Source organism: Micromonospora arida (assembly GCF_003857035.1).
Lineage (GTDB): Bacteria > Actinomycetota > Actinomycetes > Mycobacteriales > Micromonosporaceae > Micromonospora > Micromonospora arida.
This window is the reverse complement of sequence record NZ_QGSY01000174.1, coordinates 15,790-33,861: the sequence shown is the minus strand read 5'-3', so window position 1 is coordinate 33,861 and position 18,072 is coordinate 15,790. Positions and strand designations below refer to the sequence as shown.

Genomic DNA, 18,072 nt, shown 5'->3' with positions numbered 1-18,072 from the left:
GTGGGTTAGAGCTTGGTCCAGGCTTGGGTCAGGACTGTGCGGAGGGTTTGCTCGATCTCGTCGAAGTGTTGCTGCTCGGCGATCAAAGGTGGGGCCAGCTGGATGACCGGGTCGCCCCGGTCGTCGGCCCGGCAGTAGAGGCCCGCCTGGAACAGGGCGGTGGAGAGGAAGCCGCGCAGCAGACGCTCCGACTCGGCCTCGGTGAAGGTCTCCCGGGTGGTCTTGTCCTTGACCAGTTCAATGCCGTAGAAGTAGCCGTCGCCGCGGACGTCGCCGACGATCGGCAGGTCGTACAGTTTCTCCAGGGTGGCCCGGAAGGCGTCCTCGTTGGCGCGTACGTGCCCGACCAGGTCCTCGCGGGCGAACACCTCCAGGTTGGCCAGGGCCACCGCGCAGGAGACCGGATGGCCACCGAAGGTCACCCCGTGGGCGAACATGCCGGTCTCGGTGAGGAACGGTTCCATCAGCCGGTCGCTGGCGATCATCGCGCCGAGCGGGGCGTAGCCGGAGGTGATGCCCTTGGCGGTGGTGATGATGTCCGGCTGGTAGCCGTAGCGCACCGCGCCGAAGTACTCGCCCAACCGCCCCCACGAGCAGATCACCTCGTCCGAGACGAGCAGCACGTCGTACGCGTCGCAGATCTCCCGTACCCGCTCGAAGTAGCCGGGCGGCGGTGGGAAGCACCCGCCGGAGTTCTGCACCGGCTCGAGGAAGACCGCGGCGACCGTGTCCGGGCCTTCCCGCTCGATGGCACGTCCGATCTCGTCGGCGGCCCAGCGGCCGAACGCCTCGGGGTCGTCGCCGTGCTCGGGCGCCCGGTAGAAGTTGGTGTTCGGCACCTTGATCGCGCCCGGCACCAGTGGCTCGAAGTCGCTCTTGATGCCGGGCAGGCCGGTGATCGAAAGGGCGCCCATGGAGGTGCCGTGGTAGGCGATGTACCTGCTGATCACCTTGTACTTGTTGGGCTTCCCGGTGCGCTTGAAGTACGCACGGGCCAGCTTCCACGCCGCCTCCACCGCCTCGGAGCCGCCGGTGGTGAAGAAGATCCGGTTGAGGTCGCCGGGGGTGAGCGCGGCAATCCTCTCGGCCAGCTCGATGGCCTTCGGGTGCGCGTACGACCAGAGCGGGAAGTAGGCCAGCTCGCCGGCCTGCTTGGCGGCGGCCTCGGCCAGTTCGGTGCGGCCGTGGCCGGCGTTGACCACGAAGAGCCCAGCGAGCCCGTCCAGGTAGCGGCGACCCTGCGCGTCCCACACGTACGCTCCCTCGCCGCGCACGATGGTCGGCACCTCACCGGCGGAGTAGCTCGCCATCCGGGTGAAGTGCATCCAGAGGTGGTCGGTGGCGTTGGCCATGTCAGCCCCATCGGTCGTCGGGCCGGTCAAAGGGGTGAGGCCGGCCGCTCTGCCAACGGTTATCGCACAGTCTCAACCTCCGAAGCAAGTGTTATCGGCGGTATCACGGTCGGTTGGCGACGGATTTAGCGCAGACCCGTCACAGATGCAACGGAATCCGCACCACCGCTGGTCGGTCGATCGGCGGTTGGGAGGGGTCGGAGGTGTGCTGGTGGCTGCCTTTGGAGCTGAATCGTTTGCGACATCACGGCCGCCCTGTCGGGGCTGCGCCACGTGCCCCTCCCGGATTCGTGCCTGTCGGTCCGGTAGGCAGGCCGGCTCGTCGCCGGGTTCCGGCGTCCCGCCGATTCGTTTGCGGCATCAGCTCCAAAGGGCCCGCTTGGTGACAGCGCCTCCCTCGGCCGCCGGCTCGATCCACTCCGTTTCGTTGGGATCGCGGTGTCCGGGCGTGGTTGATACCGCGACATTGGTGAAGCCGAGTGGATCAATCGGCGAGTCGGCCAAGCGCCGAGTGGGCGGAAGCGGCGGGCGGATCAAGAGGGCCAAGCGTCAGGCCGTACCCCAGGTGTAGGTCTGCTTGCGCAGCTTGAGATAGACGAACGCCTCGGTGGAGAGCACCCCGGGCACCGCGCGCAGTCGTTGCAGGATCTCCAGCAGGTGGTCGTCGTTGCGGCAGACCACCTCGGTGAGCAGGTCGAACGACCCGGCGGTGATCACCACGTAGTCGACCTCGTCCAACTCGGCCAGCCGGTCAGCGACCGCTTCCAGGTCGCCGTCGGTACGTAGGCCGATCATCGCCTGCCGGTTGAAGCCGAGCTGGAGCGGATCGGTCACCGCCACGATCTGCATCACGCCGGAGTCGAGCAGCCGCTGCACCCGCTGCCGGACCGCCGCCTCGGACAGCCCCACCGCCTTGCCGATCGTCGCGTACGGGCGGCGGCCGTCCTCCTGGAGCTGCTCGATGATCTGCTTGGCCACGTCATCCAGCAGAGCGTGATTGGCGCCGTCACGGACAGCGACGCGTCGACCGCCATTGCTGTTCTCGTGCTGCCGGTTTGTCATTGCCCGCTCCCCATGTCCCGAATCGTGATGTCGCGCGTGTATCCCCGCGTAGTCTGGCGTATTTCGTCGTGCATCGCTATTCCGGCAACGGAATCCCTTGTAAGGGAGGTCACCTCATGTCAGGATCAGTCGTCCATGGCACTTGACCCTCCCGACATTCCCGCCGGCGTGCCTCCCCGTCCCGCCCGCCGACGATGACCCCCTAGGAGTCGTCATGCGTACTCCCCTCCGGCCCCTCTCCCGGCGTGGACTGCTCACCGGCACTCTCGGTTCGGCCGCCCTGCTCACCATGGGTGGCAGCCTCGCGGGCTGCGGCACCAAGGGCGCGCAACAGACCGAAGCTGGCTGCGTCAGCGAGGACCTCTCCGGCACCGAGAAGAAACTGGCCTTCGCCAACTGGCCGCAGTACATGGATGTGGACGACAAGGACGAGTCCAAGCGGCCGAGCCTCGACGAGTTCATCACGAAGACCGGCATTCAGGTGACCTACACCGAGGACATCAACGACAACAACGAATTCTTCGGCAAGGTGCAGAACCAGCTCGCCGCCTGCCAGAGCACCGACCGGGACATCATCGTGCTGACCGACTGGATGGCGGCCCGGATGATCCGGCTCGGCTGGATCCAGAAGCTGGACCCGGCGAAGATCCCGAACGTGCAGGCCAACCTGCTTCCGTCGCTGCTCAACCGCCCCTTCGACGCCGAAAACCGGATCTCCATTCCGTGGCAGTCCGGCCTGGCTGGCCTTGCCTACAACGGCAACGTCACGAAGGAACTGCGGACGGTCGACGAACTGCTCACCCGCCCCGACCTCAAGGGCAAGGTGACCGCGCTCAGCGAGATGCGCGACACCATGGGCCTGCTGCTCGGGTCGAACGGGCACGACCCGGCGAACTTCACCGCCGCCCAGTTCGACGACGCCCTCAACAAGCTCAAGAAGGCCGTCGACTCCGGGCAGATCCGCAAGTTCACCGGCAACGACTACGCGCCCGACCTGGCCAAGGGCGACATCGCCGCGTGCATCGGCTGGTCCGGTGACGTCATCCAACTGTCCGGTGAGGACGAGAAGGTGCGGTTCGTCGCGCCGGACTCGGGCGTGATGCTCTACAGCGACAACATGATGGTCCCCAACAAGGCGACCCACAAAGGCAACGCCGAAGCGCTGATCAACTACTACTACGAGCCGGCGGTCGCGGCGAAGCTCGCCGCGTACGTCAACTACATCTGCCCGGTCAAGGGCGCTCAGGCCGAGATGGAGAAGATCGACCCCGAGCTGGCCGCCAACCCGCTGATCTTCCCGGACGAGGCGCTGCTGTCGAAGTCCAAGGTGTTCATGGCCCTGGACGAGAAGCAGGAGAAGGAGTACGAGGGCAAGTTCCAACAGGTCATCGGGGCGTGACGAGAATGGCGCGCGAGACACCCGCCGGCGACCTGCGCCTGGCCGACCTCACCAAACGGTTCGGCGTCTTCACCGCGGTCGACGACCTGAGCCTGACCATCGAGCAGGGCTCGTTCTTCGCGCTGCTCGGCGCGTCCGGCTGCGGCAAGACCACCACGTTGCGGATGATCGCCGGCCTGGAGGAGCCGACCAGCGGCCAGGTGCTGCTCGGTGACACCGACATCGCCCGGCTGCGGCCGTACAAGCGGCCGGTCAACACCGTCTTCCAGAGCTATGCGCTCTTCCCGCACCTCGACATCTTCGAGAACGTGGCCTTCGGGCTGCGCCGACGCGGCATCCGCTCGGTCGACGACGAGGTCGCCCGGATGCTGTCGCTGGTGCAACTCGACGGGTACGGCAGCCGCCGCCCCGCCCAGCTCTCCGGGGGTCAGCAGCAGCGGGTCGCGCTGGCCCGCGCCCTGATCAACCGGCCGCAGGTGCTGCTGCTCGACGAGCCGCTGGGCGCACTCGACCTCAAGCTGCGCCGACAGATGCAGATCGAGCTGAAGCGCATCCAGACCGAGGTCGGCATCACCTTCGTGCACGTCACCCACGACCAGGAGGAGGCCATGACCATGGCCGACACCGTCGCGGTGATGAACGCCGGCCGGATCGAGCAGTTGGGTGCCCCGGCCGACATCTACGAGTTTCCCGCCACCGCCTTCGTGGCGAACTTCCTCGGCCAGTCCAACCTGCTCGCCGGCGAGGCCACCGGCGCCAGCGGCGGCGACGTCGCGTTGACGGCGCACGGCACGCGCTTCTCGGTGCCCGCCGGCCGGTCGCGGGCCGACCACGGCCCGGTGCACCTGGGGGTACGCCCCGAGAAGCTGATTCTGGTCGGCTCCGCCGACCAGGTGCCCGCCGGGCATCAGCACGTCACCGGAGTCGTCACCGACGCCTCCTACGTGGGAGTCAGCACGCAGTACCTGCTGCGCACCGGCTGGGGCACCGAGTTGTCGGTCTTCGCCGCCAACAGCGGGACGTCGACGCCAGTGGCGGTCGGCAGCGAGGCCGTGGCGTACTGGGATCCGCGGCACGCGTTCCTGCTGCCCCGCGACGCCGCCGACACCGACCGGACGTCGCCGGTGCTGGACGAGCCGGTGGGTGCGTCGTCGTGACCCTGCTGGCCCCCACCAGGGCGGGGCACCCGCCACCCGCGCCACCGGCAGCCCGATCCGGGCGACGCCGACTCCTGCCGTACCTCCTGTTGTTGCCCGGTGCGGCCTGGCTGCTCATCTTCTTCGGTGTGCCGCTGGTGCAGTTGGCGGCAGCCAGCCTGTACGACCCCAGCGGCTCGCTCTCCACCGGGTACGCGATGACCTGGGCGGTCAGCAACTACCCGGACGTGCTACAGGCGTACTGGCCGCAGTTCCTGCGCTCGTTCGGCTACGCCGGGCTGGCCCTGGTGCTGGCGTTGCTGCTGGGCTATCCACTGGCGTACGCCATCGCGCAGAAGGCCGGCCGCTGGAAGAACCTGCTGCTGGTCTGCGTCGTCGCGCCGATGTTCACCAGCTTCCTGGTCCGTACGCTGGCCTGGAAGACGATCCTGTCGGACAACGGCGCGCTCGTCGGTCTGCTGCGCGACGTGCACCTGCTCGCCCCGGACGGTCGGCTGCTGGCCACCCCGTTCGCTGTGGTGCTCGGCCTGACGTACAACTTCCTGCCGTTTTTGGTGCTGCCGCTGTACGCGAGCCTGGAGCGGCTGGACCCCCGGTTGCTGGAGGCGGCCACCGACCTGTACGCGAGCCCGGTGCAGGCGTTCCGTCGGGTCACGCTGCCGCTGTCCATGCCCGGTCTGGTCGCCGGCACGCTGCTCTTCTTCATCCCGGCCAGCGGCGACTACATCAACGCCGAACTGCTCGGCACCCCGAACGAATACATGATCGGTAACGTCATCGACTCGGCGTTCCTGGTCCGGCTGGACTACCCGCAGGGCGCCGCGCTGTCGTTCCTGCTGATGGCGGCGATCCTCGCGGTGGTCTTCGGCTACCTCCGTCGAGCCGGCACGGAGGAGGTCCTCTGATGAGCGCGAGGAGTGCAGCGCAGCGGAGCCCCGCAGTCGCGATTGAAAGGCGGCTCCGATGAGGGTTTCCCGTTGGTTGGCGGACCGCTGGGTGATGATCGTGGCGTTGCTGGTGCTCGGCTACCTGGCGCTGCCGATCCTGGTGGTGGCCGCGCTGTCGTTCAACCGGCCGTCGAGCCGGCTGTCGTACGACTTCAACGAGTTCACACTGGACAACTGGCGGCAGCCGTGCGCCACCTCGGACATGTGCGACGCGGTGGTCCGCAGCGTGCAGATCGGCTTTATCGCCACCGTGGTCGCCACGGTGCTCGGCACCCTGATGGCGTTCGCGCTGGTCCGACACCGCTTCCGTGGCCGATCCGGGATCAACGTGCTGATCTTCCTGCCGATGGCCACCCCGGAGCTGGTGATGGGCACGTCGTTGCTGGCCCTGTTCGTGTCGGCGGGCGTACCGCAGGGTTTCTGGACCATCGTGATCGCGCACGTGATGTTCTGCGTGTCGTTCGTGGTGGTCACCGTGAAGGCGCGGCTCGCCGGGATGGACCGGCGGCTGGAGGAGGCCGCCATGGACCTCTACGCCAACGAGTGGCAGACCTTCCGGCGGATCACCCTGCCGCTGGTGCTGCCCGGCATCGTGGCCGCCGCGTTGCTCGCTTTCTCGTTGAGCTTCGACGACTTCATCATCACGAACTTCAACGCCGGCACCACGGTCACGTTCCCGATGTACGTCTGGGGCGCCGCCCAGCGTGGCATCCCACCGCAGGTCAACGTGATCGGCACCGCGATGTTCGCGGTCGCGCTGCTGCTCGTGGGGCTCAGCTCGCTGCGCGGTCGGCGGGCCCGCCGCGCCAACCTGCTGGCCGGGCCGTCGGGTCACCTGCGTCGGTCGTCATGACCCTCCGGGATGCGGTTCGGCCTCCGGATCGTCCGACCGGTGTCACCGCGCTGACCCGGCATCGCGCTGGCCCGGTGCCGTCATGACGCTCTCGCATACCGGCCGGGCGTTGGCCGACGCGGCACCCGTGCCGTACTGGCTCGATCGTCCGGACCGCCCCGACCCGCTACCGCCACTGGCTGGTCGGCACTCCGCCGACCTGTTGGTGATCGGCGGTGGTTACAGCGGACTGTGGGCCGCTTTGTTGGCGAAACAGGCGGACCCGGACCGGGACGTGCTGCTCGTCGACGCCGGGACCTGCGGTTGGGCCGCGTCCGGGCGCAACGGCGGGTTCTGCGCGGCCTCGCTGACCCACGGCCTCGCCAACGGCGTCGACCGGTTCCCCGAGGAGGTCGGCGAGTTGGAACGCCTCGGCCGGGACAACCTGGACGCCATCGCCGCCACCGTCGCGAAGTACGACATCGACTGCGACTTCGAGCGCACCGGTGAGCTGGCCGTCGCCGTCGAGCCGTACCAACTCGACGGGCTGGCCGCCGACGCGGACCTGGCCCGCCGGTACGGCCACCGGGTGCGGTTGCTCGACCGGGACGAGGTGCGCGCCGAGGTGCACTCACCGACGTACCTGGGTGGGATGTTCGACGCCGACCGGGTGGCCATGGTGGACCCGGCGAAGCTGGCCTGGGGGCTGCGCCGCGCCTGCCTCGACCTCGGCGTACGCGTGCACGAGCACACCCGGGTCACCGGCCTGCGCGCCGACAGTGCCGCGCTGCACGCCAGCACCCTGGGCACCGGTCCCGCAGCTCAATCGGCCGACCCTGGCCGGGTCGACACCCGGGCCGCCGGCCTGCCCGGCTCGATACGGGCGCGCCGGGTCGTGCTGGCCACCAACGCGTTCCCGCCGCTGCTGCGCCGGCTGCGGGCGTACCTGGTGCCGGTCTACGACCACGTGCTGATGACCGAGCCGCTCACCCCGGCCCAGCGCGACGCCATCGGTTGGCGCAACCGGCAGGGGCTCGCCGACACCGCCAATCAGTTCCACTACTACCGGATCACCACCGACGGGCGGATCCTCTTCGGCGGCTACGACGCCGTCTACCACTACGGCAACCGGGTCGCGCCCGAGTTGGAGCAACGACAGGCCACCTTCACCACCCTCGCCCGCCACTTCTTCACCACGTTTCCGCAGCTCGCCGACGTGCGGTTCAGCCACCGCTGGGGCGGGGTCATCGACACCTGCACCCGGTTCTGCCCGTTCTTCGGCACCGCCTACGGCGGTCGGCTGGCGTACGCGGCCGGCTACACCGGCCTCGGCGTCGGGGCCACCCGTTTCGGGGCCCGGGTGCTGCTCGACCTGCTCGACGGCGGGAACACCCCGCTGACCCGGCTCGACCTGGTTCGCCGCAAGCCACTGCCGTTCCCGCCGGAACCCGTCCGCGCGGTCGGCATCAATCTCACCCGCTGGTCACTGGCCCGCGCCGACGCGCGCGAGGGTCGGCGCGACCTCTGGCTCCGTACTCTCGATCGTTTCGGTTTGGGGTTTGATTCCTGATGCGTGTCCTCCTCGTCGGCGCCGGTGGCGTCGGCTCCGCCGCCGTAGCCATCGCCGCCCGACGGACCTTCTTCGAGACCATGGTGGTCGCCGACCACGACCCCGTTCGGGCCGAGCGGGCGGTCGCCGGACACGGTGACCGGTTCGTCGCCGCCCAGGTGGACGCCGCCTCGGCCGATGCGGTCACCGCGCTGTGCCGGGAGCACCGGATCACGCACGTGCTGAACGCCGTCGACCCGCGGTTCGTCATGCCGATCTTCGACGGCGCGTTCGCGGCCGGCGCGGACTACCTGGACATGGCGATGTCGCTGTCGCACGCCGAGACCGGCGTGAAGCTCGGCGACGAACAGTTCGCGCTGGCCGACACCTGGTCGGCGGCCGGTCGGCTGGCGCTGTGCGGCATCGGGGTCGAGCCAGGCCTGTCGGACGTGTTCGCCCGTTACGCCGCCGACGAACTGTTCAGTGAGATCGACGAGATCGGGGTCCGGGACGGGGCGAACCTCACCGTCGACGGGTACGACTTCGCGCCCTCGTTCTCCATCTGGACCACCATCGAGGAATGCCTCAACCCGCCGGTCGTCTGGGAGAGGGACCGGGGCTGGTTCACCACCGAACCGTTCTCCGAGCCGGAGGTCTTCCACTTTCCGGAGGGGATCGGGCCGGTCGAGTGCGTCAACGTCGAGCACGAGGAGGTGCTGCTCATCCCGCGCTGGGTCAAGGCCCGGCGGGTCACCTTCAAGTACGGCCTTGGCGACGAGTTCATCGAGGTGCTCAAGACGCTGCACAAGCTTGGCCTGGACGCGGTCTCCCCGGTGCGGGTGCGTGGCGTCGAGGTCTCCCCGCGTGACGTGGTGGCCGCGAGCCTGCCCGACCCGGCCACGCTCGGTGCCCGGATGCGAGGCAAGACCTGCGCCGGCACCTGGGTACGCGGCCTCGGCCCGGACGGTCGACCCCGCGAGGTCTACCTGTACCACGTGGTCGACAACGAGTGGTCGATGCGGGAGTACGGGCACCAGGCGGTGGTCTGGCAGACCGCCGTCAACCCGGTCGTCGCACTGGAGTTGCTCGCCGGCGGCGCGTGGGCCGGTGTCGGGGTGCTCGGGCCGGAGGCGCTGCCCCCGATGCCCTTCCTCGACCTGCTGAACGGTTACGGGTCGCCGTGGGCGATGGAGGAGCGGTGAGCCCGCCCCGCTGACGGCATCGCGACAGTTCCGTCGTCGCCGCGATCCGCTCCGCCGGATCGACGCCGAACTCCAGGGCGAGCCACGGGTCAGCCATCGGGCGACCTCCTCGGCCCCCATCGTGACGCAGCTCACCCCCACACGCCAACCGCCGGGGCCTTCGGGGACGGACGACCCAGATGACGTGACACGGGCACGAAGTCGACCGGGACTGGCTTGCGGTGGTTTGCCCGCTGGACACCCACGTGGAGGATGGCTGCGGCGGGTGCTTACAGAACCCTTAACCCGGGCCTGCGACGGTATGCCGGGCAAGCCGAACTGGGGGAGCGGAAAAACGTGCGGGTGCTGGTGGCGGACGACGAGCGGTTGTTGGCGGACACGGTGGCCGAAGGGCTGCGCCGCCTCTCGATGGCCGTCGACGTCTGCTACGACGGGGACGGTGCGCTGGAGCGGGTCGGGGTGAACCGGTACGACGTCGCGGTGCTGGACCGGGACATGCCCGGACACACCGGCGACGAGGTGTGCCGGAGTATCGCCGACTCACAGGTCGGCACCCGGGTGCTGCTGCTCACCGCGGCGGCCGGCATCCGGGACCGGGTGGAGGGCCTCGGCCTCGGCGCGGACGACTACCTGACCAAGCCGTTCGCCTTCGCCGAACTGGTGGCCCGGGTGCAGGCCCTCGGGCGACGGTCAACGCCGGCGCTGCCACCGGTGCTCGCCCAGGACGGCCTGGCACTGGACGTGGGCCGGCACCTGGCCACCCGGGACGGCCGCCCCCTCGCGTTGAGCCCGAAGGAGTTCGCGGTGCTGCACGTGCTGCTACGCGCGGACGGCCAGGTGGTCAGCGCCGAGGAGTTGCTGGAGCAGGCCTGGGACGAGTTCGCCGACCCGTTCACCAACGCCGTACGGGTCACCGTGATGACCCTGCGCAAGAAGCTCGGCGATCCCGCGATCATCCACACCGTTCCGAAGGCCGGCTACCGCATCGGCGGCGCGGCGTGAGCTGGACGCCCCGACGACGGGTGCTGCTGGTGGGGCTGCTGGCGCTGCTGGCCGGCCCGATACTGCCGGCGATGGGCAAGTGGCTGTCGGGGATGACCTGGACCTGGGGGCAGCAGTTCTGCGACCTGCCCATGCCCGGATTGTCGACGGTGTGCGGCAACGTACGGCCCGGGGCGTTCATGCTGCCCCTGGTGGCCGTCCTGCTCGTGACCCTGGCCGTCCTGGTGGGGCTCTGGTTCGCCGCGGTGTGGTGCCTGCGCCCGGTCGCTGACCTGGCCGGGCCGATCGGGCACCTCGGCCCGCAGAACCTCGGTCACCGGATCCGGCCCCGGGGCAGCGACGAGTTGGCCCGGCTGTCCCGGGCGATCGACGAGATGATGGAACGCGTCTCCGCCGGGTACGAGGGGCAGCGGCGGTTCGCCGCGAACGCCTCGCACGAGCTGCGGACGCCCCTCGCCGTGCAGCGGACGCTCATCGAGGTCGGCATGGCCAGGGCGCTCAGCGGCGAACAGTTGGAGCTGCTGACCAGTCAGCTGCTGGAGACCAACGAGCGCAACGAACGACTGATCGAGGGCCTGCTCGCGCTCAGCGAGAGCGACCAGGGCCTCCGATCGCGGATACCGCAGCGGTTGGACACGATCGTCGAGGCGGTGCTGGCCGGATACCGGGACCGGGCCCGGGAGGCCGGGGTCACCGTGGAGACCCATCTCGTACCCCGGGTCGTCGTCGGCGAGCGGGTGTTGCTGGAACGCCTGGTCACCAACCTGGTGGAGAACGGGATCAAGTACAACCGGCCGGGCGGCTCACTGACTGTCGTGGTGAGCGGCGTGCCCGCGCTGTCCGTGGTCAACACCGGTCAGCCCGTGCCGGCCGAGGCGGTGGCCGGTCTGTTCGAGCCGTTCCGCCGGCTCGCCCGGGACCGGACCTCGCAGGGCGGCGGGGCCGGCCTGGGCCTGGCCATCGCCCGCTCGATCACCCAGGCCCACGACGGCATCATCGCGGCCCGGCCCGCCGAGTACGGCGGCCTGCGGGTCGACGTCCAGCTACCCACCTTGAACTGACACTTCCACCCACAGTCACCGGGGTCCACGTACCGCTGGACCCCGCCTGTGGTGTGCCCGAAAAAGGAGAGACGATGACACGCACCGTTGGCCAGGTCCGGGCCGATGTCGAGGAGGCCAGCCGCTGGCTTGCCGGCCGCGTGGTCCGTACCCCCGTGCTGCGGTCCCCGGTGATCGACGGGCTTGCCGGGGCACGGGTCCTGCTCAAGGCGGAGAACCTCCAGCACGGCGGCTCGTACAAGATGCGGGGCGCGCTGCGCGCGGTTGGCCGCCTCGCGGCGGCCGGCCACACCGGGGTGATCGCGCAGAGCACCGGCAACCACGCGGTGGCGGTGGCGCTGGCGGCCGGGCAGCACGGGCTCGCGGCGACAGTGGTGCTGCCGGTCGACGCGGCATCGACGAAGGTCGACCGGGCGCGCGCGGCGGGAGCGCGGGTGGTGTTCGCCGGCACCAGCGTCGAGGAGCGGGTGGCGGTGGCCAACGGGCTCAGCGACGAGAGCGGTCACCCCGTCGTCGACGCGTACGACCACCCGGACGTGATCGCCGGGCAGGGCACCGCGAGCCTGGAGCTGATCGAGGACGCCGAGCGCGTGGGGACGCCGTTGGACGTGTTGGTCGTACCGGTGGGTGGTGGTGGCGGGGTGGCCGGCGCGTGCCTGGCCGCCGCCGGCTCCGGCATCGAGGTGTACGGCGTGGAGCCGGTGGGCTGCGACTCGCTCGCCCGCAGTCTGGCGGCAGGTGTACGCGTGCCGGTCGCACCGGCGCCCACCATCGCTGACGGGCTGCGGCCGTCCTGCGTGGGGGAGCTGCCGTTCGCCATCGTGCGGGACACGCTGCGCGGGGTCGTCCGGGTCGACGACGACGAGATCGCGGCGGCGTTTCGGCTGATCCTGACGGAGCTCAAGGTGCTCGCCGAGCCGTCGGGGGCGGCGGGCCTGGCCGGCGCTCTCCGGCTTCCACCGGACGGGGACCGGCAGCGGACGGTCGGCGTGGTGCTGACCGGCGGAAACGTGGAGGCGGCGTTGGTGGCCCGGTTGATGGCCCCGCGATCCGCCGACCTGGCTGCGGAAGGGGCGGCGGCGTGAGCGCGCCAGTTCGGATCGGAATCCTGTTCGGTGGACCGTCGGCGGAGCACGAGGTCTCCTGTGCCTCCGCGCTCGGGGTGGCCCGGGCGCTCGCCGGTGGCGGCTACCGCACTGTCGCCATCGGTGTCACCCGCAGCGGCGGGTTCCGGCTGATGCCCGACGCGCTGCTGGCCGGGTTGCGCGATCGGCCGGCCGGCGAGCGGGCCATCGACGACCAGTTGGTGGTGACCGGGCCGGCCGTCGAGTTGCGGGCCGGTCGGCGTCCGGGTGTCGTGCAGGTGTCCGCCGGCAACGCCCCCGGCGCGGTGCACGCCGAGCTGGACGTGGTCTTCCCCGTGCTGCACGGTCCGTACGGCGAGGACGGGGTGGTGCAGGGGCTGCTGGAGTCACTGAACGTGCCGTACGTCGGGTGCGGCATCCTCGCCTCGGCGGTCGGCATGAACAAGGTGGCGATGAAGCGGGCGCTGCGCGCCGAGGGCATCCCCGTCACCCCGTACGTGTCGTTCGACGCGCACGCCTACCGGGCGGTCGACGACCCGGAGAAGTTGGTGACCGGGCTGAACCGGCCACTCTTCGTCAAGCCGGCCAGCATGGGTTCGTCGATCGGCATCTCCCGCGTCGGCGAGGGTGACGACCTGGTCGCCGCCGTGGAGGAGGCGCTTCGCCACGACCAACTCGTCATGGTCGAGCAGGGAATCGCCGGCCGGGAGTTGGAGTGCGCGGTGCTCGGTGGCTGGCGTCCCGAGGCGTCGGCGGTGGGCGAGGTGCAGGTCAGCGGCGGCTGGTTCGACTACCAGCAGAAGTACTTCGGCGACGCCGACCCGATGATCGTCCCCGCCGTGCTGGCGGACGAGGTGACCGCGCGGGTCCGCGAGCTGTCGCTGCGCGCGTTCGCCGCGATCGGCGGTTGGGGTCTGGCCCGGGTCGACTTCTTCTACGACGAGACGTCCGGTGAGCTGTACGTCAACGAGCTGAACACGATGCCCGGCTTCACCGCGCACTCGATGTACCCGAAGGTGTGGGCCGCCGTCGGGGTCAGCTACCGGGAGGTGGTGGACCGCCTCGTCGAGTTGGCCCGGCTCCGGCACGCGGAACGGCCCGCGAGCACGGCGGGGAGCGTCCGATGATCCTGCTCTCCGACCCCCGGGTGGCGGCGGTGCCCAGCGCCGACGACGGCGAGGAGTTCGTGGACCTGCGTGAGCTGCCGGAGTTGCGGCTCGACGGCCGGGCGGCCGACCCGGCCGGGGCGTACGCCCGGTTGCGCGCCGGTGTCGTGGACCGCCTGCTGGCCGCGCAGCGTGCCCTGCCCGGTGGGCTGCGCCTGCTGGTGGTCGAGGGCTACCGGCCGTACCAGGCGCAACTGGCCATCTTCACCGGCTACCGCGACGAGCTGCGCCGACGGCACCCGGACTGGTCGCCGCAGCGGCTGCACCGGGAGACCACGAAGTTCGTCGCACCGGTCGAGGTGGCCCCGCACAGCACGGGTGGCGCGGTGGACCTGACGCTCTGCACCGACGACGGCGTGGAACTGGACCTGGGCACGGCCATCGACGCCACCCCGGAAGACAGCGCCGACGCCTGCTTCACCGCCGCGCCGACGATCGGCGGCACCGCCCGTCGGCACCGGCAGATCATGGTGGACGCCCTCGGCGGCGCGGGGATGGTGAACTACCCGACCGAGTGGTGGCACTGGTCGTACGGCGACCGTTACTGGGCGCTGAGCACCGGGGCCCCACGCACCCGGTACGGGCCGGTGGACCTGGCCGCCGCACGATCGATACCCGTTCCGGCTGAACGGTAGGACGCTTCGATCCGTACCGGTGAGTGAAGGACACCACCGAGGACGGGAGTGACGGCGATGAAGGTGCAGCGCAGGCACGTGCTGGCAGCGAGCGTGGCGGTGCTCGCCGCGGTGGGCGTGTCGGTGGGGACCAGCTTCGGGTTCGCCGACACGGCCCCGGCACGGTCGTCGGTCTGCTCCGGCTCGGTCACCTTCTCCGCGGAGGGCGGGGCGCCGGCGGCGACCAGCGACCGGTTCCCGGTGGGTACCCGGCTGCGGGTGACGAACCTGGACAACAACCGGGCGGCCACAGTGACGGTGACCGGCCCGTCGGGCAGTTGCGTGCTGCTCAACGCGGCGGCCATGGAGCTGGTCCGCGAGCCGGGGAAGAACGTGATCCGCCGCAACGTGGTGGAACGCGTCGACGGCGCGGCCCCGCCCGCCGGCGCTCCGGCCCCCGGCACCGTCCGCCCCGGCGCCGCGTCTCCCGGCGTACCCGGCCCGGCGCCCCGGTCGGCGTGCTCCGGGGCGATCACCTTCTTCGAGGAGGCGGCCGGACCGGCGGCGACCAGTGGGCAGTTCCCGGTCGGGACCCGGCTGCGGGTGACCAACCTGGACAACAACCGGGCGACCACTGTGACGGTGACCGGCCCGTCGGGCAGTTGCGTGCTGCTCAACTCCGCCGCCATGGAGCAGATCCGCGAGCCGGGCAAGAACCTGGTGCGCCGTAACACTGTCGAGGTGCTTCGCTGACATCGCCGGAGGGGCCCGGCACACCGGGCCCGTCGCCGGAGGGGCCCGTGCACCGGGCCCCTCCGCCGCTCACCCGAAGGCGGCGTCGAGGAGGTCGGCACCCCGACCGAGGTGCCCGTCGGAGATCACCAGCGGGGGCAGGAAGCGCAGCACGTTTCCGTACGTGCCACAGGTCAGGGTGAGCAGGCCGGCGGCGTGACAGGCCGCCGAGATCGCCGCGGTGGCGACCGGGTCGGGGGTCAGGGTGCCCGGCAGCACCAGCTCCACGGCGAGCATCGCCCCCCGGCCGCGTACCTCGGCGACCCGGGGATCCCGCTCGGCGATGGCCCGTAGCCGGGGGACCAGCACCGACTCGATCCGTCGGGCCGCACCGGCCAGGTCCAGCTCGTGCATGGTCTCGATGGTGGCCAGCGCGGCGGCGCAGGCGATCGGGTTGCCGCCGTACGTGCCGCCGAGCCCACCGACGTGCACCGCGTCCATCAGCTCGGCCCGACCGGTCACCGCGGCCAGCGGCAGGCCACCGGCGATGCCCTTGGCCAGGGTCACCAGGTCGGGTTCGACGCCCTCGTGCTGACAGGCGAACCAGTCGCCGGTACGGCAGAAACCGGTCTGGATCTCGTCGGCGACGAAGACCACCCCGGCCGCCGTCGCCCAGGCCCGCAGCGCGGGCAGGAAACCCGGCGCGGGTACGACGAAGCCACCCTCGCCCTGGATCGGCTCGATGAGCAGCGCGGCGACGTTCTCCGCGCCGACCTGCTTCTCGATCATCTCGACGGCCCGGGCCGCCGCCTCCGCGCCGGAGAGCCCACCATCGCGCAGCGGGTACGACATCGGCACCCGGTAGATCTCCCCGGCGAACGGCCCGAACCGGTGCTTGTACGGCATGTTCTTCGCGGTCAGCGCCATGGTCAGGTTGGTCCGGCCGTGGTACGCGTGGTCGAACACCACGACCGCCGGCCGCCCGGTGGCGTGCCGGGCGACCTTGACGGCGTTCTCCACCGCCTCCGCGCCGGAGTTGAACAACGCCGAGCGTTTCGCGAACCCGCCGGGCGTCAACGCGTTGAGCTGCTCGCACACCGCCACGTACGACTCGTACGGCGCGACCATGAAACAGGTGTGGGTGAACCGTTCCACCTGCGCCCGGACCGCCTCGACCACCCTCGGGGCCGAGTTGCCCACGCTGGTCACGGCGATGCCGGCGGCGAAGTCGATCCACTCCCGGCCGTCCACGTCGGTGATCGTCCCGCCGCACGCGCGGTCCACGTAGGACGGAATCACACTGCCGACACCCCGGGCCACGGCATCGCCGCGCCGCTTGTGCAGCTCCTCGCTCGACGGCATGGGTCAGCTCCCCAGGTTGTGCATGACGTGCTTGATCCGGGTGTAGTCCTCCAGGCTGTAGACCGAGAGGTCCTTGCCGTGCCCGGAGTGCTTGAAGCCACCGTGCGGCATCTCCGAGACGAACGGAATGTGCGTGTTGACCCAGACGCAGCCGAAGTCCAGTCGACGGGTCATCCGCATGGCCCGGCCGTGGTCCCGCGTCCAGACCGATGCGGACAGGCCGTAGTCGACGCCGTTGGCCCAGCGCACCGCCTCGTCCTCGTCGGAGAAGCGCTGCACGGTGATGACCGGCCCGAACACCTCGTCCTGGATGATCTCGTCGGCCTGACGCAGCCCGGAGACCACTGTCGGCGCGTAGAAGTAGCCGCGTTCGCCCTGCCGGGACCCGCCGGTCTGGATCGCCGCGTGGTCCGGCAGGCGGTCCACGAAACCGCTGACCCGGGTGAGCTGGTTGGCGTTGTTCAGGGGGCCGTAGAGCACGTCGGCGTCGTCCGGAGCGCCGGTCTTCGTGTTGCGGGCCTGCTCGGCGAGCGCCGCCACGAAGTCGTCGTGGACGCCGGGGCCGGCCAGCACCCGGGTGGCCGCCGTGCAGTCCTGCCCGGCGTTGAAGTAGCCGCCCAGCGCGATGGCCTCGGCGGCCGCCGCCACGTCCGCGTCGTCGAAGATCACCACCGGGGCCTTGCCGCCCAGCTCCAGGTGGGTGCGCTTCAGGTCGGGGGCCGCCGCGGCGGCTACCTCCATGCCCGCGCGGGTCGAGCCGGTGATCGACACCAGCTGGGGGGTCGGGTGCGACACGAGGGTACGACCGGTGTCCCGGTCGCCGCAGACCACGTTGAACACCCCCGGCGGGAAGAACTCGGCGGCGATCTCGGCGAGCAGCAGCGTCGACACCGGGGTGGTGTCCGACGGCTTGAGCACCACCGTGTTGCCGGCGGCGAGCGCGGGGGCGATCTTCCAGACCGCCATCATCAGCGGGTAGTTCCAGGGGGTGACCTGCGCGCAGACGCCGATCGGCTCACGTCGCACGTAGGAGGTGTGCCCGGCCAGGTACTCCCCGGCGGACCGCCCCTCCAACATCCGGGCGGCACCGGCGAAGAACCGGAACTGGTCCACCGCCGGCGGAAGCTCCTCCTCGGCGGTGAGCTGGCGGGGCTTGCCGGTGTTGCGGACCTCGGCGTCGACCAGCTCGGCGGCGCGCGCCTCCACGGCGTCGGCGAGCTTGAGCAGCGCTCGCTGCCGCTCGGCGGGGGTGACCTCCCGCCAGCTCTCGAACGCGGTGGCGGCGGCGCTCATCGCCGCGTCCACGTCGGCGGCCCCGGAGACCGGGGCCTGGGCGAACACCTCACCCGTGCAGGGGTCGACCAGGTCGGCGTAACCGCCGTCGGACGGGTCGACGTAGGAGCCGTTGACGAAGTTGCGCAGCTGCTGCTGGTCACTCATGAGGGATCACTCCGAGGGGGCCGGGGGCGCGGTTCTGCGGCGGTTATCGCAATCTCTCTGCCATCTTCGCTACTGAATTCGCGGCAGACAAGGGTTATCGCGACTGTTTC

At 70.6% G+C, this 18,072-nt stretch carries 16 protein-coding genes; 12 read left to right on the top strand and 4 right to left on the bottom strand.

From position 1 onward, the window contains the following. Positions 1–5 precede the first annotated feature (5 nt). Positions 6–1,352, bottom strand: a complete 1,347-nt coding sequence (locus tag DLJ58_RS15355; RefSeq protein ID WP_124857009.1) for an aspartate aminotransferase family protein — start codon at positions 1,350–1,352, stop codon at positions 6–8. Between the two features lie 549 nt (positions 1,353–1,901). Continuing rightward, complete coding sequence (locus DLJ58_RS15350; RefSeq protein WP_091394101.1) at positions 1,902–2,414, bottom strand: Lrp/AsnC family transcriptional regulator; 513 nt, start codon at positions 2,412–2,414, stop codon at positions 1,902–1,904. Positions 2,415–2,628: 214 nt separating this feature from the next. Between DLJ58_RS15350 and DLJ58_RS15345 the strand changes: the two genes are divergently transcribed. The 12 genes from DLJ58_RS15345 to DLJ58_RS15290 all read left to right on the top strand — a co-directional run bounded on the left by DLJ58_RS15345 (position 2,629) and on the right by DLJ58_RS15290 (position 15,181). After that, complete coding sequence (locus DLJ58_RS15345; RefSeq protein WP_124857007.1) at positions 2,629–3,813, top strand: polyamine ABC transporter substrate-binding protein; 1,185 nt, start codon at positions 2,629–2,631, stop codon at positions 3,811–3,813. Between the two features lie 5 nt (positions 3,814–3,818). Next, complete coding sequence (locus DLJ58_RS15340; protein ID WP_124857015.1) at positions 3,819–4,970, top strand: ABC transporter ATP-binding protein; 1,152 nt, start codon at positions 3,819–3,821, stop codon at positions 4,968–4,970. After that, entirely contained in the window at positions 4,967–5,875 is a 909-nt protein-coding gene (locus DLJ58_RS15335; RefSeq protein WP_112582421.1) for an ABC transporter permease, read from the top strand. The genes DLJ58_RS15340 and DLJ58_RS15335 overlap by 4 nt, the downstream gene beginning before the upstream one ends. 58 nt (positions 5,876–5,933) lie before the next feature. Further along, positions 5,934–6,770: an ABC transporter permease gene (locus tag DLJ58_RS15330; RefSeq protein ID WP_124857005.1), complete on the top strand. Its 837-nt coding sequence runs from the start codon at positions 5,934–5,936 to the stop codon at positions 6,768–6,770. Positions 6,771–6,852: 82 nt separating this feature from the next. Further along, positions 6,853–8,319 (top strand): NAD(P)/FAD-dependent oxidoreductase, encoded by a 1,467-nt coding sequence (locus DLJ58_RS15325; RefSeq protein WP_124857003.1) that lies wholly within the window; start codon positions 6,853–6,855, stop codon positions 8,317–8,319. Beyond that, positions 8,319–9,500, top strand: coding sequence for a saccharopine dehydrogenase family protein (locus tag DLJ58_RS15320; protein WP_124857001.1), 1,182 nt, complete (start codon positions 8,319–8,321; stop codon positions 9,498–9,500). The genes DLJ58_RS15325 and DLJ58_RS15320 overlap by 1 nt, the downstream gene beginning before the upstream one ends. Positions 9,501–9,836: 336 nt before the next feature. Next, the gene (locus DLJ58_RS15315) at positions 9,837–10,502 is read left to right on the top strand and encodes a response regulator transcription factor (RefSeq protein WP_124856999.1); all 666 of its coding nucleotides are present in this window, start codon (positions 9,837–9,839) and stop codon (positions 10,500–10,502) included. Then, the gene (locus tag DLJ58_RS15310) at positions 10,499–11,563 is read left to right on the top strand and encodes a sensor histidine kinase (RefSeq protein ID WP_244218948.1); all 1,065 of its coding nucleotides are present in this window, start codon (positions 10,499–10,501) and stop codon (positions 11,561–11,563) included. Before DLJ58_RS15315 ends, DLJ58_RS15310 begins: the two co-directional genes overlap by 4 nt. 74 nt (positions 11,564–11,637) lie before the next feature. Next, positions 11,638–12,648, top strand: coding sequence for a threonine ammonia-lyase (locus DLJ58_RS15305; protein WP_124856997.1), 1,011 nt, complete (start codon positions 11,638–11,640; stop codon positions 12,646–12,648). Then, positions 12,645–13,775, top strand: coding sequence for a D-alanine--D-alanine ligase family protein (locus tag DLJ58_RS15300; RefSeq protein ID WP_124856995.1), 1,131 nt, complete (start codon positions 12,645–12,647; stop codon positions 13,773–13,775). Before DLJ58_RS15305 ends, DLJ58_RS15300 begins: the two co-directional genes overlap by 4 nt. After that, the gene (locus tag DLJ58_RS15295; RefSeq protein WP_124856993.1) at positions 13,772–14,449 is read left to right on the top strand and encodes a M15 family metallopeptidase; all 678 of its coding nucleotides are present in this window, start codon (positions 13,772–13,774) and stop codon (positions 14,447–14,449) included. The genes DLJ58_RS15300 and DLJ58_RS15295 overlap by 4 nt, the downstream gene beginning before the upstream one ends. 57 nt (positions 14,450–14,506) lie before the next feature. After that, on the top strand, positions 14,507–15,181 hold the full coding sequence (locus DLJ58_RS15290) for an RlpA-like double-psi beta-barrel domain-containing protein (RefSeq protein ID WP_124856991.1): 675 nt from the start codon (positions 14,507–14,509) through the stop codon (positions 15,179–15,181). Between the two features lie 69 nt (positions 15,182–15,250). Here DLJ58_RS15290 and gabT read toward each other — a convergent pair whose 3' ends face one another. Together gabT and DLJ58_RS15280 are read right to left on the bottom strand one after the other, a co-directional pair. Next, positions 15,251–16,522, bottom strand: a complete 1,272-nt coding sequence (gene gabT / locus DLJ58_RS15285; protein ID WP_124856989.1) for a 4-aminobutyrate--2-oxoglutarate transaminase — start codon at positions 16,520–16,522, stop codon at positions 15,251–15,253. A gap of 3 nt (positions 16,523–16,525) precedes the next feature. Beyond that, positions 16,526–17,962, bottom strand: a complete 1,437-nt coding sequence (locus DLJ58_RS15280) for a gamma-aminobutyraldehyde dehydrogenase (RefSeq protein WP_124856987.1) — start codon at positions 17,960–17,962, stop codon at positions 16,526–16,528. Positions 17,963–18,072 lie beyond the last annotated feature (110 nt).